Consider the following 17993-nt stretch of genomic DNA (forward strand, 5'->3'; position numbering starts at 1 on the left):
AAAAAACATAGAAGTTAAAGCGCCTTAATACTACTGAGTTTTATCAACCGATAAATGATACAGTTTTTCAGTCAATTTACGCCAACTCCATTCAATGGGGCCTTGTTTGAAAAACTGTAACCAATAATAAGAGAAAGCTAAATTCACTCCCCAAATGGGGACAATAAAAACTAATAATTCAACACGAGTAAAAGAACCAAAATAGCCTAAATGATAAAATATTGTCGTACAAATTAGCGTTTGCAGTAAATAGTTACTTAATGCCATCCGTCCAATATTTTGTAGTAATCTTGCAATAACGCTTTGTTGAAAACTCCGCCAAAATCCATAAATTAACGCAATATACCCTAATGATTGCAAAGGTATCATAAGCTCATTAATGATATACCCGACAATAGAAGTAGCAAAAAAACTCCAACCAAATAAGCTTTGAATATACAGTGAAAGTATTTGTACAAGTAAAGCCGGAGGGATCAAAATCAGCGCCATCAAGCGATAATGTGATTGGCTAAACTGTCCACGAAGCCAACCATTTTGCATCAATAAAGCCCCCACAGTCATCAATGCTAATAATTGCCATCCATATTGCACCAATAACATTTCTATCATAGTTAACATACCATCAGCACGATGCAGTAAACTTTCCATTCCACCGATAGTTTTTTGAGATGCTTCAAAAAAAACCTGAGCATCAGTGACTTGCCAAAAATAGGAGGGGTCAACACCGCTTCCCAAAACCCATAAAATCACTAATCCAATCAGGTAAATTGCAATTGCAATCTTCAATAATGTGATTTTACTGCCGTGATTTAACATATAGAGTGCGACAAACCCAGTTAGCGAATAAGCCAATAAGATATCGCCATCCCAAAAACCGACACCATGAATTAAACCAAAAATAGCTAGAACTATTAACCGACACTGATTCCATCGATATGAGCGTTGATGTAGCAGAGCCAAAGTTGCACCAAATAATAAGGTGAAAATAGCAAGAACTTTACCTTGAAAAAATAGATTGAAAATCCCCCAAACAATCGCTTCAGATGGCTGCACCGTTGGGCTATAAAAAGGATTTAGATAAGCAGTTTGCGGCAAAGCAAAAGCAAAAATATTCATCAGCAGAATGCCTAAGATTGCTATGCCACGCACGGTATCGAGTTGCTCAATTCGCCCTTTTGGGGCGATTGAATATTCGGTTGTTGTCATTGATTAATTATGGCGAACTGCACGTAGAAATTCTTGGCGGGTATTTTGGCTCGATTTAAACAAGCCACCTAACGATGTTGTGGTTGTTGCACTGGTAGCATCTCTAATACCCCGTGCTTTTACGCAATAATGCACAGCATCAATCGATACTGCGACATTATTAGTTCCAAGCAGGGTTTGTAAAGCAACGAGAATTTGTTGAGTCAAACGCTCTTGCACTTGCGGACGCTGAGAAAAGAACTGAACAATTCGATTAATTTTAGACAAACCAATGACTTTATCTTTTGGAATATAAGCCACGATTGCTTTACCATCGATAGTCACAAAATGATGTTCGCAAGTACTTGTCAGCGTGATGTCGCGGACAGTCACCATTTCATCAACTTTCATTTTATTTTCAATTAAAGTGATTTTCGGAAAATTAGCGTAATCGAGCCCCGAAAAAATTTCATCAACATACATTTTTGCTATACGACGCGGGGTATCCGCTAAGCTGTCATCCGTTAAATCTAAATTCAATAGCTTCATGACCTCAGCCATGTGCCCTTCAATCAGTTGCTTACGTTCTTCACCTAATTTTGGTTGAATACGTAATGGGGTCTCAAGCCCTCTAGCTTCCAAAGCTGCATGTACTAATTCGGCCTCTTTACTCAGCGATGACATGTGATCCTCCACAGATAATTTAGTTATTTTTATTTAAATACAGGCGTGTGCGGTACTCTAAAACAGCAGGTGTAGATAATCCAGCACAACCTCCGAGATCGGGATGAAATATTTGCATATCCCGCCATACACTTATTCACCATAACTATTGGACTTTTAAATAGATATATCATTATTTAAAAGTGTGTAATAGAACGCAGTAAACTATTTTGAGTAAAAATCATTTCTTGTTGAATAGTTTATTCTTATATTTGTTAACATCAATACAACAACACAATTTTCTCTCTATTATGACTTTTATTGCCTATTGCCTTAAGCCAACAACGCAAAAATTCGTTTAAAAGCTATCCCTAATCAATTTCTATTCATTCACCCATCCGGTGATATCTGACATAATATGTATCATAGATATATTTTAAGCCTCGAAGGCGAATAACAATAATAGGGGTAACTATTTTGGAACAAAACCATACTAACGATTTGATTTCTCTTGATGTTGCACTAGAAAAGCTTCTTTCTCAAACACAAGCAATGACCCAAACAGAAATCATTCCATTGACCAAGTCCGCCCAACGTGTGATTGCAACAGACCTTATTTCACCCATTAATGTTCCCCCATTTGATAATTCTGCAATGGATGGTTATGGGCTCAATTTTGCCGATTGGGATGGAAAAACACCTATGCCAATAGCAGGAAAGTCATTTGCAGGCAATCCAATGCAAGGAAGATTAACTCAAGGTTGCTGTGTGCGAATTATGACAGGCGCTCCTATTCCAGAAGGTGTAGATACTGTCGTTATGCAAGAGTCTACTGAGCAAACAGAGCAAGGTATTGTCTTCACTGAGTCTTTTAAAAAAGGCAATAACGTGCGTAAAGCAGGGGAAGATATCACTCGAGGAAATCCTGTTTTTCCTGCAGGTACACTGCTTTCTACCGCACAATTACCTTTAATTGCCTCATTAGGTATTTCTGAGGTCACTGTATACCGCCGCTTAAAAGTAGCTGTGTTTTCAACTGGTGACGAATTACAAGCGGTCGGCCAACCACTGGCTGACGGACAAATTTATGATACCAACCGTTTTGCAGTCAGTTTGATGCTAGAAAAACTCAATTGTGAAGTGTTAGATTTTGGTGTGATCCCTGATTCACCTGAAAAACTCAAACAAACTTTTATTGAGGCAGATAGACAAGCAGATTTAGTCATTAGTAGTGGTGGCGTTTCCGTTGGTGAAGCCGACTATACAAAACAAATTCTCGACGAGTTAGGTCAAATCGGTTTTTGGAAATTAGCAATTAAACCGGGTAAACCTTTCGCATTTGGTAAATTAAGCTCAGCATGGTTTTGTGGACTGCCGGGCAACCCAGTATCCGCGGCACTCACTTTCTATCAATTAGTACAACCGCTGATAGCTCGCCTTAATGGTCATAGTCAATGGCGCGCTCCTATTCGATTTAAAGTTCCCACAATTACCCCATTAAAAAAATCGATTGGACGACTGGATTTTCAGCGTGGTGTATTAAGCACCAATGAACAAGGCCAACTACAAGTTGCCACGACCGGACACCAAGGTTCCCATATATTCAGCTCGTTTAGCCAAGCTAACTGTTTTATTGTTCTTGAAAGAGAGCGTGGCCATGTTGCTGCGGGTGAAATGGTGGAAGTTGAAATGTTTAATTACTTACTGAAAAGTGAATAACAACAGTGCAAGAACTTAGCGATGAAGAAATGCTGCGTTATAACCGTCAAATTATTTTACGTGGATTTGATTTTGACGGGCAGGAAAAATTAAAAGCCAGCAAAGTGCTGGTTATTGGTCTTGGTGGTCTTGGCTGCGCAGCAACCCAATACCTTGCCGCCGCAGGGGTTGGCTATTTAACTTTAGTGGATTTTGATACTGTTTCTTTATCGAATTTGCAAAGACAAACGCTACATCGCGATGCAGCCATCGGCGCACCCAAAGTTGATTCTGCAAAATCGCAATTAACGGCAATCAATCCACACATTCATATTGAAGCGATAAATGCACAACTTGATGATAATCAGCTCGATGCATTGATAAAAACGCATCAAGTTATACTTGATTGCACAGACAATGTTGCAATACGCGAACAGCTAAATCGATTATGTCTTTCGCATAAAAAACCGTTAGTTTCCGGCGCGGCAATTCGTATGGAAGGTCAACTGTCTGTTTTTACATATGAAGATAATACACCTTGCTATCATTGCTTAAGCCGTCTATTTGGTGAAAACAGTTTAACTTGTGTGGAAGCTGGGGTAATGGCGCCGCTTGTCGGTACAATCGGTACCTTAGAAGCCATGGAAACAATTAAATTACTAACGCAATATGGCAAAGTGAATGTCGGTAAAGTCCTGCTATTCGATGCAATGAGTATGGATTTTCGTCAATTTAAACTAGCAAAAGATCCTCATTGTGAAGTCTGTTCTCAAACCGCTTCGTCATAATAACCTCGTTTATGGTGAGTGAACGCTCGCCATTTTTTTGCACCATTTATTAAGAATAATCCGAAAAAATGTTTTAATTAGTCTTTAACCTTATACTATGCCTCTTTCGTGGTGATAGTGAATAAGACTATAACCACTTTTCATTTTTTGATAAGTCACTGAGAGTACTAATATGCAATTCCCTCCTTGCCCTAAATGTCAGTCTGAATACACCTATACTGATAACGAAATGTATGTCTGCCCTGAGTGTGCACATGAATGGAATGATGCCGAACCTACAGCAGATCTTGACGAATTAGTCGTTAAAGATGCCAATGGTAACTTGTTAGTTGATGGCGATACAATCACTGTAATCAAAGATCTTAAAGTGAAAGGCAGCTCATCAATGCTAAAAATTGGAACACGTGTGAAAGGAATTCGTCTCGTTGAAGGCGATCACAACATCGATTGCAAAATTGATGGTTTCGGCCAAATGAAATTAAAATCTGAATTTGTGAAGAAAAACTAAATTAGTTTTCCTTATCTTCATCAATAAAATAGCCCCTTCATCTTCACAGAAAAAGGGGCTATTTATTTTTTATTTTTTGCTAAATTAAAATATTATAAAACAACACCTTGACTCGTTAGATACTCATCATAAGTACCTTTAAAATCAATGATTTTATTATCTTTAATTTCTAAAATACGGCTAGCGAGCGAGCCAACAAATTCACGGTCATGGGAAACAAAAATCAGCGTTCCTTCATACATCTCAAGAGCCATATTAATTGACTCAATAGATTCCATATCCAAGTGGTTAGTTGGTTCATCCATAATAAGAATATTTGGTTGCTGCATCATCAGCTTACCAAATAACATACGGCCTTGCTCACCACCAGATAACACCGATACTTTTTTCTTAATGTCATCTTGGGAGAACAGTAAGCGACCTAAAATACTGCGAACCGCTTGCTCGTCATCCCCTTCACTTTTCCATTGACTCATCCAATCAAAAACATTGAGATCGGTGTCGAAATCTTCAGCATGATCCTGTGCATAATAGCCAATACTGCTATTTTCAGACCATTTAACGCTACCACTGGTCGGTGGTTTTTCGCCAACGAGTGTTTTCAAAAATGTTGTTTTACCGATACCATTCGCACCAATAACAGCAACTTTTTCACCCACTTCAAGCAGTAAATTCAAGTTTTTAAATAAAGGCTCTTGACCGTAACCGTTCGCTACACTTTCTAGCTCAAGGGCATTACGGAACAATTTTTTATCTTGCTCAAAACGGATAAATGGATTTTGACGGCTAGAGGCTTTAACTTCATCTAACTGAATTTTATCAATTTGGCGAGCTCGTGACGTTGCTTGCTTTGATTTAGATGCGTTAGCACTAAAGCGGCTGACAAATGATTGAAGTTCGGCAATCTGTGCTTTTTTCTTCGCATTATCGGAAACTAAACGATCTCTTACTTGTGTCGCGGCAATCATATATTCGTCATAGTTACCTGGGAACAAACGTAGTTCACCGTAATCTAGATCGGCCATATGCGTACACACTGTATTCAAAAAATGCCTATCATGGGAAATAATAACCATGGTGCAATCACGTTCACTCAGGACTTGCTCTAACCAACGAATAGTATCGATATCAAGGTTATTCGTCGGCTCATCAAGTAACAAAATTTCTGGGTTTGAAAATAGTGCCTGTGCTAGAAGCACACGCAGTTTCCAACCTGGAGCGACTTCGCTCATTGGACCGTAATGTTGCTCTACGGGAATACCAACACCAAGTAATAATTCACCTGCACGCGATTCTGCGCTGTAGCCATCCATCTCACCATAAGCAACTTCAAGATCAGCGACGCGATAGCCATCTTCTTCGCTCATTTCAGGTGACGCATAAATACGATCGCGCTCTTGTTTCACATCCCACAGTTCACCATGCCCCATGATGACGGTATCAAGAACGGTAAATTCTTCGAATGCAAATTGATCTTGGCGTAATTTACCAATACGTTCATTCGGATCAGTAATGCTCACGTTGCCTGAAGAAGGTGTTAAATCGCCACCTAATATCTTCATGAAGGTTGATTTTCCAGCGCCGTTAGCACCTATCAAACCGTAACGATTTCCTGTTCCAAATTTAACTGAAATATTTTCAAACAGTGGCTTGCTGCCAAACTGCATAGTGATATTGTTTGTCGTTAACACTTCTAGGCCTTAAATTAATCATATGTAGAGTTGCCCCACCACTATACTTTAAATAAATCGAGTAGCATGCAGGCCGCGAGCGTTACTATCCCACCCTGTGAGTATAGATGAACGATGTGATCCGGCTAGCCTAGCGAAGTTAACGCACATGCAACTTGAAGTATGATAGGTACAAATAGCGGCGCATTATGCCACAATTGGACGCTTAGATCTTGTGCTGTTTTAATTAACCTTATAACTTTGAAACATGTTCTTTGAAAATAGTGAATACTTTCAATATGCTCCATCATTTAAAATCATAAAACAGCACATAATTTGCTGATAAGACAAGCTATTTTGTATTGCATGATACTGAAATAGAAATATCTGTTATATCATTTTATATTTGTGCTTATATTTACCTTAGTGACTTTATTTAGCCAATTAACATGACAACTAAAGTAATATTAAAGATGAAATGAGAAAATTGACCTATGACAGGCCGATTAAATATTTTATAGCTTAATTCCCATTGTACGAGTTATCTCGGTTAGGCCTTCTCTTTCATAAAATTTAATCGCTTGATGATTTTGTGAAAAAACAGAAAGCTCCAAATGACTTAACTTATTTTCTTTTGCCCAACCTTTCATTTCATTAAGTAATTGATGGCCTATTTTTTCACCCCGAGAATCAGGCGCAACCACGAAATCAAAAACATAAGCAAAATCTCTGGGAACCATACAATTATAAGCGGGAGCTGACTGCTTCTGAGCAATACAGAACCCTTTAATTTTATTTTCGATGGTAGCAACTAAAAAATGAAACTTAGGATTTTCGATTGCATCGTGAATAAACTCAGATGATTGTTCAACCGGTTTCATCCTCTCAGGATCAAGCGCTGCCATTTCAAAAAATAGCAGTTGGTATAAAACAAAAATTTCATCAAGGTCATTTTTTGCTGCTTTTCTTATCATCATAACCTCACAACTAACGTCATCAACGAATTTGTTATCAATCGTAAGTTTTCACAGGTGGTGCAATATAAGTTTCAAATTTATCTAATATTGCCGTTGGCGTAGTTTCTACAATCGCCATATGACGATATTTTTCATGTAAAAAACCTTCATCCACCATTTTGTTGGTCATATCAATCAACGGTTGCCAGTAATTATTAATATTAAATAATGCACAAGGCTTTGTATGTAAACCAATTTGGCTCCAAGTAAACACTTCACTGTACTCTTCAAGAGTACCGTATCCACCTGGTAAAGCGACAAAAGCATCGGCGAGCTCAATCATTTTACTTTTACGCTGATGCATAGTTTCAACTTTATATAATTCAGTCAGATTTTTGTGCGATATTTCCCGCTCTTCGAGTAAAGATGGGATAACACCAATGACTTTACCGCCAAGAGATAATATTGTATCCGCAATTGTGCCCATAATTCCAACACTCGCACCACCATAAACTAAAGTAATATTGCGCTTAACCATTTCTTTTGCAAATTCAATTGCTTGTTGCTGATAAATTTCATTTGACCCCATACTAGAACCACAATACACAGCTACACTTTTAATTTTTCTCATTACTTCCTCATGCCTTAATTTTCTGTCATTTTTTAAACGATAACTATTTTTAAGCCATAACTATAGGGTACCTGAAGAAAAGCTCAACATACAAACCACATAATTAATAGCGCCCCTATTCTGGTTACAGCCAAGACCTGCTAAACCGCCATATTTCAGCAGTCTATATCATTGAGCTTTCATCTTGATAAACCATATTAACTAAACCTATTCTATGACATAATTCTGATAAATATTTTCACATCGAGTGAATATCACTTTAGATGTCATCATATTGTTCTATTTTCTATTGCGAAATATTATTTTTTAGAACTGTTTGCTTACACAAAACGTTCATTTATAAAACAACCAATTGCTTTAAATTAAGTAAGTTTTCGCCTGATTAATAACGTATTTTCTGAGGTTTAATTATTCATGTCTGCCGATATTAAAAAGAGTGTTTTGCCACTATTACCTATAGGGTTGCTATTATTAGCAATGGCTTCTATTCAAAGTGGCGCATCTTTGGCTAAAACATTATTTCCCGTTATCGGCGCTCCTGGTGTAACAGGCTTACGTCTATTACTTGCAACAATCATTCTATGCGCTATTTTCAAGCCTTGGCGATTAAATTTTAGAAAGAATTCGATAATCCCCCTACTAACTTATGGTATTTCACTCGGCACAATGAACTACCTATTTTATCTCGCTCTTGAACGAATTCCTTTAGGTATTGCCGTGGCATTAGAATTCACGGGTCCGTTGGCTGTTGCCATGTTTTCCTCACGCCGACCAATTGATTTTCTCTGGATAGGACTCGTTATCGCCGGTCTACTCTTTTTGTTACCCATTGGCGATAACATTAACTCATTAGATCCCGTTGGGGTGCTGTATGCTCTAGGTGCTGGTGTCTGTTGGGGAATTTATATTATCTTTGGTAAACGTGCTGGCGCCGGATATGGTGCAGCAACGGTGGCTATTGGATCCTTTATTTCAGCACTAATTTTCTTTCCTATAGGCTTAATGCAAACGGGAGTCGAGGTGATGTTTGATCCCGCTATTTTGCCTCTGGCATTAGCCGTCGCCATACTGTCTACCGCATTTCCTTATACCTTAGAAATGATTGCATTAACCCGTCTTCCCGCCCGTACTTTTGGGACATTAATGAGCCTTGAACCCTGTATGGGCGCATTCTTAGGTATTATCTTCCTACAAGAACATCTAACTAGCACACAATGGCTTGCACTGCTCTGCATCGTTTGCGCTTCAATAGGGTCGACATCAACCGCAACGCCTAAACCTAAAATAGAGAAAGTGGCCTAGCAAATAAGTTGAATAATAAAGTATTTTAACATGCTAATAAGGCTAATAAGGCTAATAAATTCATACATTCATATTTATTAGCCTTTTTTCTTGTAAAAATTTCTTCATAAATTTGAAATGTTAGTTAATTTCATTTACCTTAATATAACAGTTACATGCGCTTAAAATTAAAATAGCCCTTAATGAAAAAAATCGGTGACACTATATTGGATTTACCTATTAGATCAATCGATTATTACTCTATGACAAATTACAATTTATGTTTTATATTTATTAACAGATAAAGTTACTAAATAAATTAATATTAAAAAGAGGATGAATCATGAGTACAGCTAAATTATTTAAAACATCTTCAAAAGAACTGTTATATACCCGTAATGATTTAGAAGATAGTGTAAAATTAGAAACCATTGATATCCTTAATATCATGGTTATCCATTTTACTGATCTATCTTTAATGACTAAACAAGCACATTGGAATATGCGTGGACGTAATTTTATTGCCGTGCATGAAATGCTCGATGGCTTTAGAACCACAATTGTTGAGCATCTAGATGAATTTGCAGAACGTGCAGTTCAGCTTGGTGGTGTGGCTATCGGCACAACCCAAGAAGTAAATAGATTAACATCTTTAGAAGCTTACCCAACCAATATTCACACTGTGCAAGATCACTTAAAAGCATTAGCGGATCGCTATGCTGTTGTCGCAAATGATCTCCGTAAAGCGATAAATGAAGTTGAAGACGAAGATACTGCTGATATGTTTACCGCAGCATCACGTGATCTAGACAAGTTCCTCTGGTTCATTGAAGCCAATATTGAATAAAACTGTATTTTAAATTAAGCAGTCCCAAGTACAAGAGCAATGTCGTTAAACAGAGTCAATTTAAATTGACCAAGAGGCCACTAAATGTGGCCTCTCTTTTTAGGTATTAATTATGTGGCACTAATTAATACCTAAAAAATGCACAAAATCCACATCAAATAATAAATAGCACATTATTCATTATTAAAAAAACATATTAGCTGTTTCTCTTTAGTCCACAATAAACAATTTAGCGCCCATTGGCGTTGATGAGCGATGTGCTTCAGCGTTATCCGCTACTTGGTAACTAATCCCAGGCGTTAAAATAAACGTTCGACCATCATCCAGCTCAGAATGTAATTCACCTTCTAAACACAACAAAATATGCCCTTTTAAACACCAATGATCCGCAATATATCCCGCAGAGTATTCAACCATCCTTACACGGATGTCACCATATTTTGCAGTGCGCCATAATGCATAACCCTGTTCACCTTGATGAGTTTCTGGCTCAATTTCGGCCCAATTAGTTAGGCCAAATGGAATATTATTCATTTGCATCAGCTATTTCTCGCTATCAGGCATTTCAGGTCGCTCTATTGGGAAAATAGGCAACGCATTTAATAAACGCTTCCCATAATTTTTAGTGATCAAACGTTTATCATAGATAATTATTTCACCGTAACATTCATGGCTCCGAATAAGCCGCCCTGATTGTTGGATCAAGTTAAATGACGCACTGGGTAAACTTTGAACCTCAAAAGGATAGCGTTTCAATGATTTTAGCCAGTCTCCCTCAGTGATAATGACAGGATTTGTGACAGGTGGAAATGCAATTTTATGGATGTGTACCTGAGTCAGATATTCGCCTTTTAAATCTAATCCTTCAGCAAAAGATTGTAACCCCATTAGCGCACTTTTTTGCCCTTGATCAATTCTTTCGCAATGTGTTTCAACTAAACGATAACGAGGTTGATCCCCTTGAACAAGTAGCTGTAATCGTAAATCTTTTACATGCTCTAAAAATCCATCCATCGCTCTTTGGCTACTAAATAAAACTAATACACCACGATGGGTTTCTTTAATGAATTCACTACGAAAGAAAGTCGCCATTTCAGCTAAATGGTTTGCTTCATTATCCATAGTGGGTTCATATTTCATTTGTGGAATGATCAATTTTCCTTGCTCTGTATGATTAAATGGCGAGGAAAGGGTCACAAAGCGGTCATCGTTTTTTTCAGACAAACCACTTAGCTCCATAAATCTTGAATAACTATTGAGTGATCTAAGCGTTGCAGAAGTAATCACAATATGAGGGATATTACGCCATAATAAGTGCTGAAGCTGCTCACTGACTCTAATACCCGCACAATGCATAAAAAAGCGAGATTGATTTTTCTCATAACGGCGACTTAGCCATTTAGAAACTGGCGCACCTGAGCTTTGATCAAGGGCAGCTAACCGCCATAACTTAGCCATATTTTCAAAATAACCCATTGCTCTGCTAGTTGTCAGTATAGAACGATGCAAACGCACGATATCTTGTTTGGCGGTTTGCTCTGTTAAATCACTGAGTATTGCTTCTGCAAGTCCTTTAAAACCATCCGTTAGCTTAAAGAGTTCCTGACAACTTAATTGCATAGATTCAGGCAATACACCTAAAGGAAATAAATATTCTGTATCTTTTGATGTTTCAGGTAATAACGCATTTGCTAACACGGAAAAATCACGAAATGTTTCTCGTAGCTTTTCTGCGTGCTTTTGTAATTTCTCTGGATTTGCTAACTTTGGTGGTTTTGCTGGACGAAATTGAGCAACATACTGCGCAACATGTTGAATAAAGCTATCAACTTGTGCAGTTAATTGAACTAAAGTAATCTCACCTTCAACTTCAAGGGCATCTCTCGCAACATCAGGCACATGATGACCTTCATCCAGTACAAGTAATAATTTTTTAGGATCGGGCAATACGGACTCAGTTTCCATTGCCGCCATGACGAGTGCGTGATTTGCAACGACAACGTCCGCATCATCAATTTCACGTCGAGCAATAAAAAATGGACAACGTTGATAAAACTGACAATTTCGCCCTAAACAATTCATTTTATCTGTACTAACTTTACGCCATAAGCTATGGCTAAAAGCGCGTTTATGATGATCTCTTAACCCATCCCAAGCAAAACTATGAAAATCATTACGTAATTGCTGGCAAATCGCACGTTCTTCACTATTGGCGATTTCGGTTTTATCCTCAACCAACAACATTAAATCAATTTGATCTCCTTCTGCGGCACAAATTGCTTCTAGATTTCGCGGACAAACATAACGTGCACGGCCGAATGCGCCAGTAAATTTAAGATCTGGAATAATTTTGCTTAGTAGTGGCAAGTCTTTACTAAAAATTTGGTCTTGCAGCGCGACATTGGCAGTACTCACTACCAGGGTTTTACCTTCTTCACGCGCTACCGCAATCCCCGGAATTAGGTAAGACAGTGTTTTACCAACCCCAGTAGGAGCCTCTATCACTAAATGGCGCCCATCGGCATCAGCTAAGTTTTTAGCCACCTCAGCAATCATTTGACGTTGAGGCTCACGGGAAACAAACCCGTCAATTTGTAGTGATAAGCCTTTATACCACTCCGTTATTTGTTCTTTTATTTTATTAGACAGGGACATAAATTACGCGATAACCAAATTTGAAATGTACGATAACCTAGTAGATAAATAGCACAAAAGTAAAAAGATTACTTTTGCCAACCGCTTCGCAAAACTACTGTATTAAAACCCATTATACATTAAAATTGGGAAGCGATTTGCAAAAGCGTATAAAATGTCGCTTTTAACTTGTTTGCAACAACCATCCAGTTATACTTTGTGTTCTAAAATTTAACGCAGGCTATAAAATATGAAAAAATTAGCAATCGCTATATGCGCCTTATTTGCTTTTGGTTCAGTAGGCGGCATTGTTTTAGCAGGTATGAATATTTATACTCGCTCAACAACACCTTTAGAACAGGGACAACCTCAGACTCAATCCCTTATCCCTGCCCCTAACCAAATGCAGCAACCAAACTAAAATAATGTATTAGCTCAGGATGGAGATAGTTTATGTACAACGATTTTTTTGTTACACCGCAATGGTTAAACGCGCATCTGTTTGATGCAAATATTATTGTACTCGACGCTTCATCTCCGCCGCCAACAGCCCCTTATGATTGTCGCCAAAGTTATTTACAAGAGCATATTCCTAATGCGCAATTTTTTCATCAAGATGAAATTGCCGATAAAACCTGCGATCTGCCCCATATGCTACCGAGTGCAGAAACCTTCAGCCAAGCAGTAGGTGCTATGGGTATTGATAATAATACTCAGGTTATTATTTACGCCCAAAATAATTTATTTTCATCCCCTCGTGCTTGGTGGACATTCACGACAATGGGCTGCAAAAACGTCAAAATATTGGCAGGTGGAATTGATGCTTGGAAAACAGCTGGATTTGAAACTCAAACAGGTGAAGTTATTCCACCAGCAATCAAAGAATTTAAAGCAACTCGAAAAGAAACGAATGCTTTGAATCAAAAACAAGTATTAGATATCGTTAACGAAGGTAAAATTCAAATTATCGATGCTCGTGCAGCGCCGCGTTTTCTAGCACAAGCACCCGAACCACGTCCGGGTCTACGTATGGGACACATTCCGGGAAGCAAAAATGTTCCTTGGGATCTACTCGTTGAAAATGGAGAGTTCAAGTCCCCTGAACAGCTAAAAGCCATTTTTGCTCAGCAAGGCGTCGATATCCACGCTCCCTCAGTCACTTCTTGTGGCTCAGGAATGACCGCTGCCGTTGTGCTAATGGCGTTAACCCTACTTGGCAACACAGATGTACGTTTATATGACGGTTCGTGGGCAGAGTGGGGACAGGATAATGGTTTGCCGATTGAACCTTAGGTTTCAACTTGCAAAAATAAAGGCTGCTAATATTTAAATTGCAGCCTTTATTAAATTCTTGAGATCTTGACTAAAATAGTCAGTATCTCGTTATTGTGACGTATATTTAAGCAAAACTATTTAGCAAATATACCCGCCAAGAAGAGCACTGCAATTGCACCGATAACGGCGACCACAAAGCTACCAAAATTGAAACCATCAACTTTACCTTTACCAAAGAAAGTACTGATATACCCCCCGACAACGGCGCCGACAATCCCTAAAACTGTGGTCATAATAAAACCCATCTGATACGTTCCAGGCATGAGCCATTTTGCTAGAACACCCGCAATCAGACCAAAAATAATCCAAGCAATAACGCCCATATTACGCCTCCAAAAGACTAGGTTGTATTAAGTAATAATATCTCAACAATAATAGTGATTAACTTAACTTAATGACTATCATACTTACTAAGTAAAGACCTAATAAGTTATTTTCGCAAATAAAAATTCTTTTTTTAAGACTTTTTATCAATATTTACATCTACAATATGCGAAATAACATCAGAAATTTGCTGTGCATTTTTCAAAGATCGCACTTGTTGAAACAGTTCATCCGCAGATTGATATTCTTTACGTAAATAGCTCAACCATTGCTTAATACGAGCGGCATGATAGTGACCAGTATCACCAAGTTTTTCCAGTTCAGTATATTTTAATAATATCTGATTAACCTGTTCCCAAGGCATTTGCCGATGGTTATTTTTAATCACTCGGCTTAGATTCGGTGTATTTAATGCACCCCGCCCAATCATAATGGCCTCGCATCCCGTTATTTCAATACAGCGTTTAGCACTTTCATAGTCCCAAATTTCACCATTTGCGATAACAGGTATTGATAACCGCTTACGAATGTCACCGATAGCTTGCCAATTAATACGCTCAGCCTTATAACCATCTTCTTTAGTGCGTCCATGAACGGTTAATTCAGTGGCTCCCCCCTGCTCTGCTGCATCAGCAATTTCGTGGGTAAATTCACCGCTATCCCAACCTAGTCTAACTTTCACAGAAACAGGTAATGATTTAGGAACAGCATCACGCATGGCTTTAACAGCACGGTAAATGAGATCGGGTTGCTTCAACAGCGTAGCACCACCACCATGGCCATTTACCGTTTTTGATGGGCATCCACAATTCAGATCGACGCCCCAAGAGCCTAATTCAATGGCTCTATTTGCATTTTCGGCTAACCATTCGGGGTGCTGCCCTAACAACTGCACCCTAACTAAAGTTCCTGATGGCGTACGACTTTGATTACGTAATTCGGGGCACAAACGATAAAAGGTTTTAGCTGGAAGTAACGTATCTACTACACGAACAAATTCAGTAATGCAGAGGTCATAATCATTGACCTCTGTGAGCAATGAACGAACGAGTGAGTCTAAAACCCCTTCCATAGGGGCTAGTAGCACACGCATTAACCTTCACCACGTCCTTGTCTTACTTTGCTTTGTGCATTTCTCCAAGGTGAACCTGATGACTCAGATTTTCCTTTTGCAGCTGGCGCGCTAGAACGACGAGGTCTGTTACTACCTTTATCGCCTCTATCACTTCCACCTCTATCACTGCGCTCACTAGGACGTCTATCAGATGAACGTCTGTCATTGCGCTGCGGTGATTTTTGAATAGGTTCAGCTTTAATTGAAGGATCTGGCTCATAACCTTCAGTTGTCATTAGCGGAATTGATTTTTTCAATAGTTTTTCAATATCTTTGAGAAGTTTAATTTCATCGACACAAACTAAAGAAACCGCCATACCCGTTGCATCTGCGCGACCAGTACGACCAATACGGTGAACATAATCTTCTGCCACATTCGGTAATTCATAGTTCACAACATGAGGAAGTTGTTCAATATCAATACCACGCGCAGCAATATCAGTAGCAACTAAAACGCGAATATCACCCGATTTAAAATCAGCAAGTGCACGAGTACGCGCGCCCTGACTTTTATTACCATGGATAGCCGCAGCTTTAATACCATCTTTATTAAGATGTTCAGCAAGGCGGTTAGCACCATGCTTAGTACGCGTAAACACTAAAACTTGCTGCCAATTATCACGGCCGATCATGAATGATAAAAGATCTGCTTTACGTTTTTTATCAACAAGATGTACATATTGTGTCACTTGTTCTGACGCTGAATTACGTGGCGCCACTTCAATGGTCACAGGGTTAGTTAGCAATTTATTGGCGAGCTGTTTAATGTCGTCAGAGAAAGTTGCTGAGAAAAGTAAATTTTGACGCTTTTTAGGGAGTTTACTAATGACACGACGGATATCGTGAATAAAACCCATATCTAACATGCGATCAGCTTCATCAAGCACAAGAATTTCAACTTGAGATAGGTCAACTGCATTTTGATGCTCTAAATCGAGTAAGCGTCCAGGTGTTGCAATCAAAATTTCAACGCCACTGCGCAATTTCATCATCTGTGGATTAATGCTTACCCCGCCAAAAATAACCATTGAGCGGATTTTCAAATGACGACTGTACTCTTTTACATTTTCAGCAACTTGAGCTGCCAATTCCCTTGTAGGTGTCAGGATCAACGCCCGAACGGGTCTACGATTGTTCCCACGCGGGGTTTCAATGAGTTTTTGTAAAATAGGCAACGTAAAGCCTGCGGTTTTACCCGTACCTGTTTGAGCGCTTGCTAACAGGTCTTTACCTGCAAGCACTGCAGGAATAGCTTGTTGTTGAATAGGTGTAGGACTTTCATAGCCTAACTCATTAATGGCAAGCAAAATTTCCTCGTTTAAAGCGAGGTCTGAAAAATTAGTCAAATTAAATTACTCCGGGCTTCACCGTATCAAATTATTGAGGCAGTTCTAAGGGGAAGTGAATCAGAAGAAGAAAAAAGCGCAAACTGCCGTGCGACATGTCGAAATTCTAACATTATTTGATGACGATAAATATATTAATTTAGTTTGCCTCACAAATTAATATAAAATGCCCTTCATATGGTATATATACTTATATGACACTATGAGTTGTCGTTTTCTATCCCTTATAAAAATGAAAAGCCGCTTAGAGCCTATTTGGGTGTTATTTAATTCTGATTTAAAGGAATGTTTATGATTATAAATTCATCGTCAACTTTGCGAGGAGAGAATGCGAGACAACAACTACTTCTCGCAGCTGCTGATGTTTATGGAGAAAAAGGACTTGATGGGGCGACTACACGCCAAATAGCACAAGTTTCTGGTCAAAATATCGCAGCAATTTCATATTATTTTGGTTCGAAGGAAGGCCTTTACCTTGCTGTTGCACAGATGATTGCCAGTAACGTCAAAGAAAGCTTCTATGAAACGTTTAACCTGATAGATAATTTTCTTAACCAACCTGCTGAGGCTCAAACACCTCAAAAAGCCCTTGAGCTATTACAAAAAACCGTTATTGCTTATAATTACTTTCAGTTGGAGAAAAAAAACCTCAGTTTTTCGCGAATATTAGCACGTGAACAGCTGAATCCAACAGAAGCCTACACCATCATCCATGAACAAGCTTTAGGCCCAATACACTCGCGTTTAAATCATCTAATCGCCACTTATATCGGCGCAGATCCCCATAATTTAACTACGTTAATCCATACCCATGCCATTCTTGGCGAAACGCTTTCATTTCGTATTGCACGAGAAACATTACTCAGACAAACGGGTTGGAAACATATTAATGAGAATGAATTTGAAATTATTAATCAAGTTCTTATCGAACATACAAATATCTTATTAGAGGGGTTACGTCATCGCAAACAAGCAGAAAAGTGATATGATAAATAGATAAAGAAAAGTAATAC

General features: G+C 38.6%; 18 protein-coding genes. 8 read left to right on the plus strand and 10 right to left on the minus strand.

Translation table 11 applies throughout. From position 1 onward, the window contains the following. Positions 1-30: 30 nt before the first annotated feature. On the minus strand, positions 31-1206 hold the full coding sequence (gene yeiB / locus AAZR93_RS13555) for a DUF418 domain-containing protein YeiB (RefSeq protein WP_294103214.1): 1176 nt from the start codon (positions 1204-1206) through the stop codon (positions 31-33). Positions 1207-1209: 3 nt separating this feature from the next. Continuing rightward, positions 1210-1869: a GTP cyclohydrolase I FolE gene (folE, locus tag AAZR93_RS13560; RefSeq protein WP_294103216.1), complete on the minus strand. Its 660-nt coding sequence runs from the start codon at positions 1867-1869 to the stop codon at positions 1210-1212. A 456-nt stretch (positions 1870-2325) separates the two neighbouring features. Between folE and moeA the strand changes: the two genes are divergently transcribed. From moeA to AAZR93_RS13575, 3 genes are all read left to right on the plus strand, one after another. Then, complete coding sequence (moeA, locus tag AAZR93_RS13565; RefSeq protein ID WP_434720097.1) at positions 2326-3567, plus strand: molybdopterin molybdotransferase MoeA; 1242 nt, start codon at positions 2326-2328, stop codon at positions 3565-3567. Between the two features lie 5 nt (positions 3568-3572). After that, on the plus strand, positions 3573-4334 hold the full coding sequence (gene moeB / locus AAZR93_RS13570) for a molybdopterin-synthase adenylyltransferase MoeB (RefSeq protein ID WP_434720098.1): 762 nt from the start codon (positions 3573-3575) through the stop codon (positions 4332-4334). 172 nt (positions 4335-4506) lie between these two features. After that, a complete protein-coding gene (locus AAZR93_RS13575) occupies positions 4507-4842 on the plus strand; it encodes a zinc ribbon domain-containing protein YjdM (protein ID WP_294103222.1) in 336 nt (111 codons plus the stop codon). A gap of 92 nt (positions 4843-4934) precedes the next feature. Here AAZR93_RS13575 and AAZR93_RS13580 read toward each other — a convergent pair whose 3' ends face one another. The 3 genes from AAZR93_RS13580 to AAZR93_RS13590 form a co-directional block, all read right to left on the minus strand. Continuing rightward, positions 4935-6533, minus strand: coding sequence for an ABC-F family ATPase (locus AAZR93_RS13580; protein WP_434720099.1), 1599 nt, complete (start codon positions 6531-6533; stop codon positions 4935-4937). Positions 6534-7027: 494 nt separating this feature from the next. Beyond that, positions 7028-7489 (minus strand): GNAT family N-acetyltransferase, encoded by a 462-nt coding sequence (locus AAZR93_RS13585; protein WP_434720100.1) that lies wholly within the window; start codon positions 7487-7489, stop codon positions 7028-7030. A 34-nt stretch (positions 7490-7523) separates the two neighbouring features. Next, positions 7524-8099 carry a TIGR00730 family Rossman fold protein gene (locus tag AAZR93_RS13590; RefSeq protein ID WP_434720101.1) on the minus strand — a complete coding sequence of 192 codons (576 nt, stop codon included), beginning with the start codon at positions 8097-8099 and terminating at the stop codon, positions 7524-7526. Positions 8100-8513: 414 nt separating this feature from the next. On the opposite strand from AAZR93_RS13590, the gene rhtA reads away from it, so the two are divergent. Beyond that, a complete protein-coding gene (rhtA, locus tag AAZR93_RS13595; RefSeq protein WP_294103230.1) occupies positions 8514-9401 on the plus strand; it encodes a threonine/homoserine exporter RhtA in 888 nt (295 codons plus the stop codon). Between the two features lie 322 nt (positions 9402-9723). Beyond that, positions 9724-10227, plus strand: coding sequence for a DNA starvation/stationary phase protection protein Dps (gene dps / locus AAZR93_RS13600; RefSeq protein ID WP_294103232.1), 504 nt, complete (start codon positions 9724-9726; stop codon positions 10225-10227). A 210-nt stretch (positions 10228-10437) separates the two neighbouring features. On the opposite strand, the gene AAZR93_RS13605 is transcribed toward dps, so the two are convergent. Together AAZR93_RS13605 and dinG are read right to left on the minus strand one after the other, a co-directional pair. Further along, entirely contained in the window at positions 10438-10767 is a 330-nt protein-coding gene (locus AAZR93_RS13605) for a DHCW motif cupin fold protein (RefSeq protein WP_294103236.1), read from the minus strand. 3 nt (positions 10768-10770) lie between these two features. After that, positions 10771-12882 carry an ATP-dependent DNA helicase DinG gene (gene dinG / locus AAZR93_RS13610; protein ID WP_434720102.1) on the minus strand — a complete coding sequence of 704 codons (2112 nt, stop codon included), beginning with the start codon at positions 12880-12882 and terminating at the stop codon, positions 10771-10773. 229 nt (positions 12883-13111) lie between these two features. Between dinG and AAZR93_RS13615 the strand changes: the two genes are divergently transcribed. After that, positions 13112-13282, plus strand: a complete 171-nt coding sequence (locus AAZR93_RS13615; RefSeq protein ID WP_434720103.1) for a hypothetical protein — start codon at positions 13112-13114, stop codon at positions 13280-13282. 32 nt (positions 13283-13314) lie between these two features. After that, entirely contained in the window at positions 13315-14154 is an 840-nt protein-coding gene (gene sseA, locus AAZR93_RS13620) for a 3-mercaptopyruvate sulfurtransferase (protein WP_434720104.1), read from the plus strand. 116 nt (positions 14155-14270) lie between these two features. Here sseA and AAZR93_RS13625 read toward each other — a convergent pair whose 3' ends face one another. From AAZR93_RS13625 to rhlE, 3 genes are all read right to left on the minus strand, one after another. Beyond that, positions 14271-14519, minus strand: a complete 249-nt coding sequence (locus tag AAZR93_RS13625) for a GlsB/YeaQ/YmgE family stress response membrane protein (protein ID WP_294103247.1) — start codon at positions 14517-14519, stop codon at positions 14271-14273. 134 nt (positions 14520-14653) lie between these two features. Then, positions 14654-15613, minus strand: a complete 960-nt coding sequence (gene dusC, locus AAZR93_RS13630) for a tRNA dihydrouridine(16) synthase DusC (RefSeq protein WP_434720105.1) — start codon at positions 15611-15613, stop codon at positions 14654-14656. Next, entirely contained in the window at positions 15613-16980 is a 1368-nt protein-coding gene (rhlE, locus tag AAZR93_RS13635) for an ATP-dependent RNA helicase RhlE (protein WP_434720106.1), read from the minus strand. Before rhlE ends, dusC begins: the two co-directional genes overlap by 1 nt. A 285-nt stretch (positions 16981-17265) precedes the next feature. Between rhlE and cecR the strand changes: the two genes are divergently transcribed. Continuing rightward, positions 17266-17964 (plus strand): transcriptional regulator CecR, encoded by a 699-nt coding sequence (cecR, locus tag AAZR93_RS13640; RefSeq protein WP_434720107.1) that lies wholly within the window; start codon positions 17266-17268, stop codon positions 17962-17964. Positions 17965-17993: the final 29 nt, after the last annotated feature.

Source organism: Providencia sp. Je.9.19 (genome assembly GCF_051129765.1).
Taxonomy (GTDB): Bacteria; Pseudomonadota; Gammaproteobacteria; order Enterobacterales; family Enterobacteriaceae; genus Providencia.

Coding starts and splice junctions, on each gene's coding strand:
- yeiB (WP_294103214.1), bottom strand. CDS start 1,206: ATGACAACAACCGAATATTCAATCGCCCCAAAAGGGCGAATTGAGCAA.
- folE (WP_294103216.1), bottom strand. CDS start 1,869: ATGTCATCGCTGAGTAAAGAGGCCGAATTAGTACATGCAGCTTTGGAA.
- AAZR93_RS13575 (WP_294103222.1), top strand. CDS start 4,507: ATGCAATTCCCTCCTTGCCCTAAATGTCAGTCTGAATACACCTATACT.
- AAZR93_RS13585 (WP_434720100.1), bottom strand. CDS start 7,489: ATGATGATAAGAAAAGCAGCAAAAAATGACCTTGATGAAATTTTTGTT.
- AAZR93_RS13590 (WP_434720101.1), bottom strand. CDS start 8,099: ATGAGAAAAATTAAAAGTGTAGCTGTGTATTGTGGTTCTAGTATGGGG.
- rhtA (WP_294103230.1), top strand. CDS start 8,514: ATGTCTGCCGATATTAAAAAGAGTGTTTTGCCACTATTACCTATAGGG.
- dps (WP_294103232.1), top strand. CDS start 9,724: ATGAGTACAGCTAAATTATTTAAAACATCTTCAAAAGAACTGTTATAT.
- AAZR93_RS13605 (WP_294103236.1), bottom strand. CDS start 10,767: ATGCAAATGAATAATATTCCATTTGGCCTAACTAATTGGGCCGAAATT.
- dinG (WP_434720102.1), bottom strand. CDS start 12,882: ATGTCCCTGTCTAATAAAATAAAAGAACAAATAACGGAGTGGTATAAA.
- AAZR93_RS13615 (WP_434720103.1), top strand. CDS start 13,112: ATGAAAAAATTAGCAATCGCTATATGCGCCTTATTTGCTTTTGGTTCA.
- sseA (WP_434720104.1), top strand. CDS start 13,315: ATGTACAACGATTTTTTTGTTACACCGCAATGGTTAAACGCGCATCTG.
- AAZR93_RS13625 (WP_294103247.1), bottom strand. CDS start 14,519: ATGGGCGTTATTGCTTGGATTATTTTTGGTCTGATTGCGGGTGTTCTA.
- dusC (WP_434720105.1), bottom strand. CDS start 15,613: ATGCGTGTGCTACTAGCCCCTATGGAAGGGGTTTTAGACTCACTCGTT.
- cecR (WP_434720107.1), top strand. CDS start 17,266: ATGTTTATGATTATAAATTCATCGTCAACTTTGCGAGGAGAGAATGCG.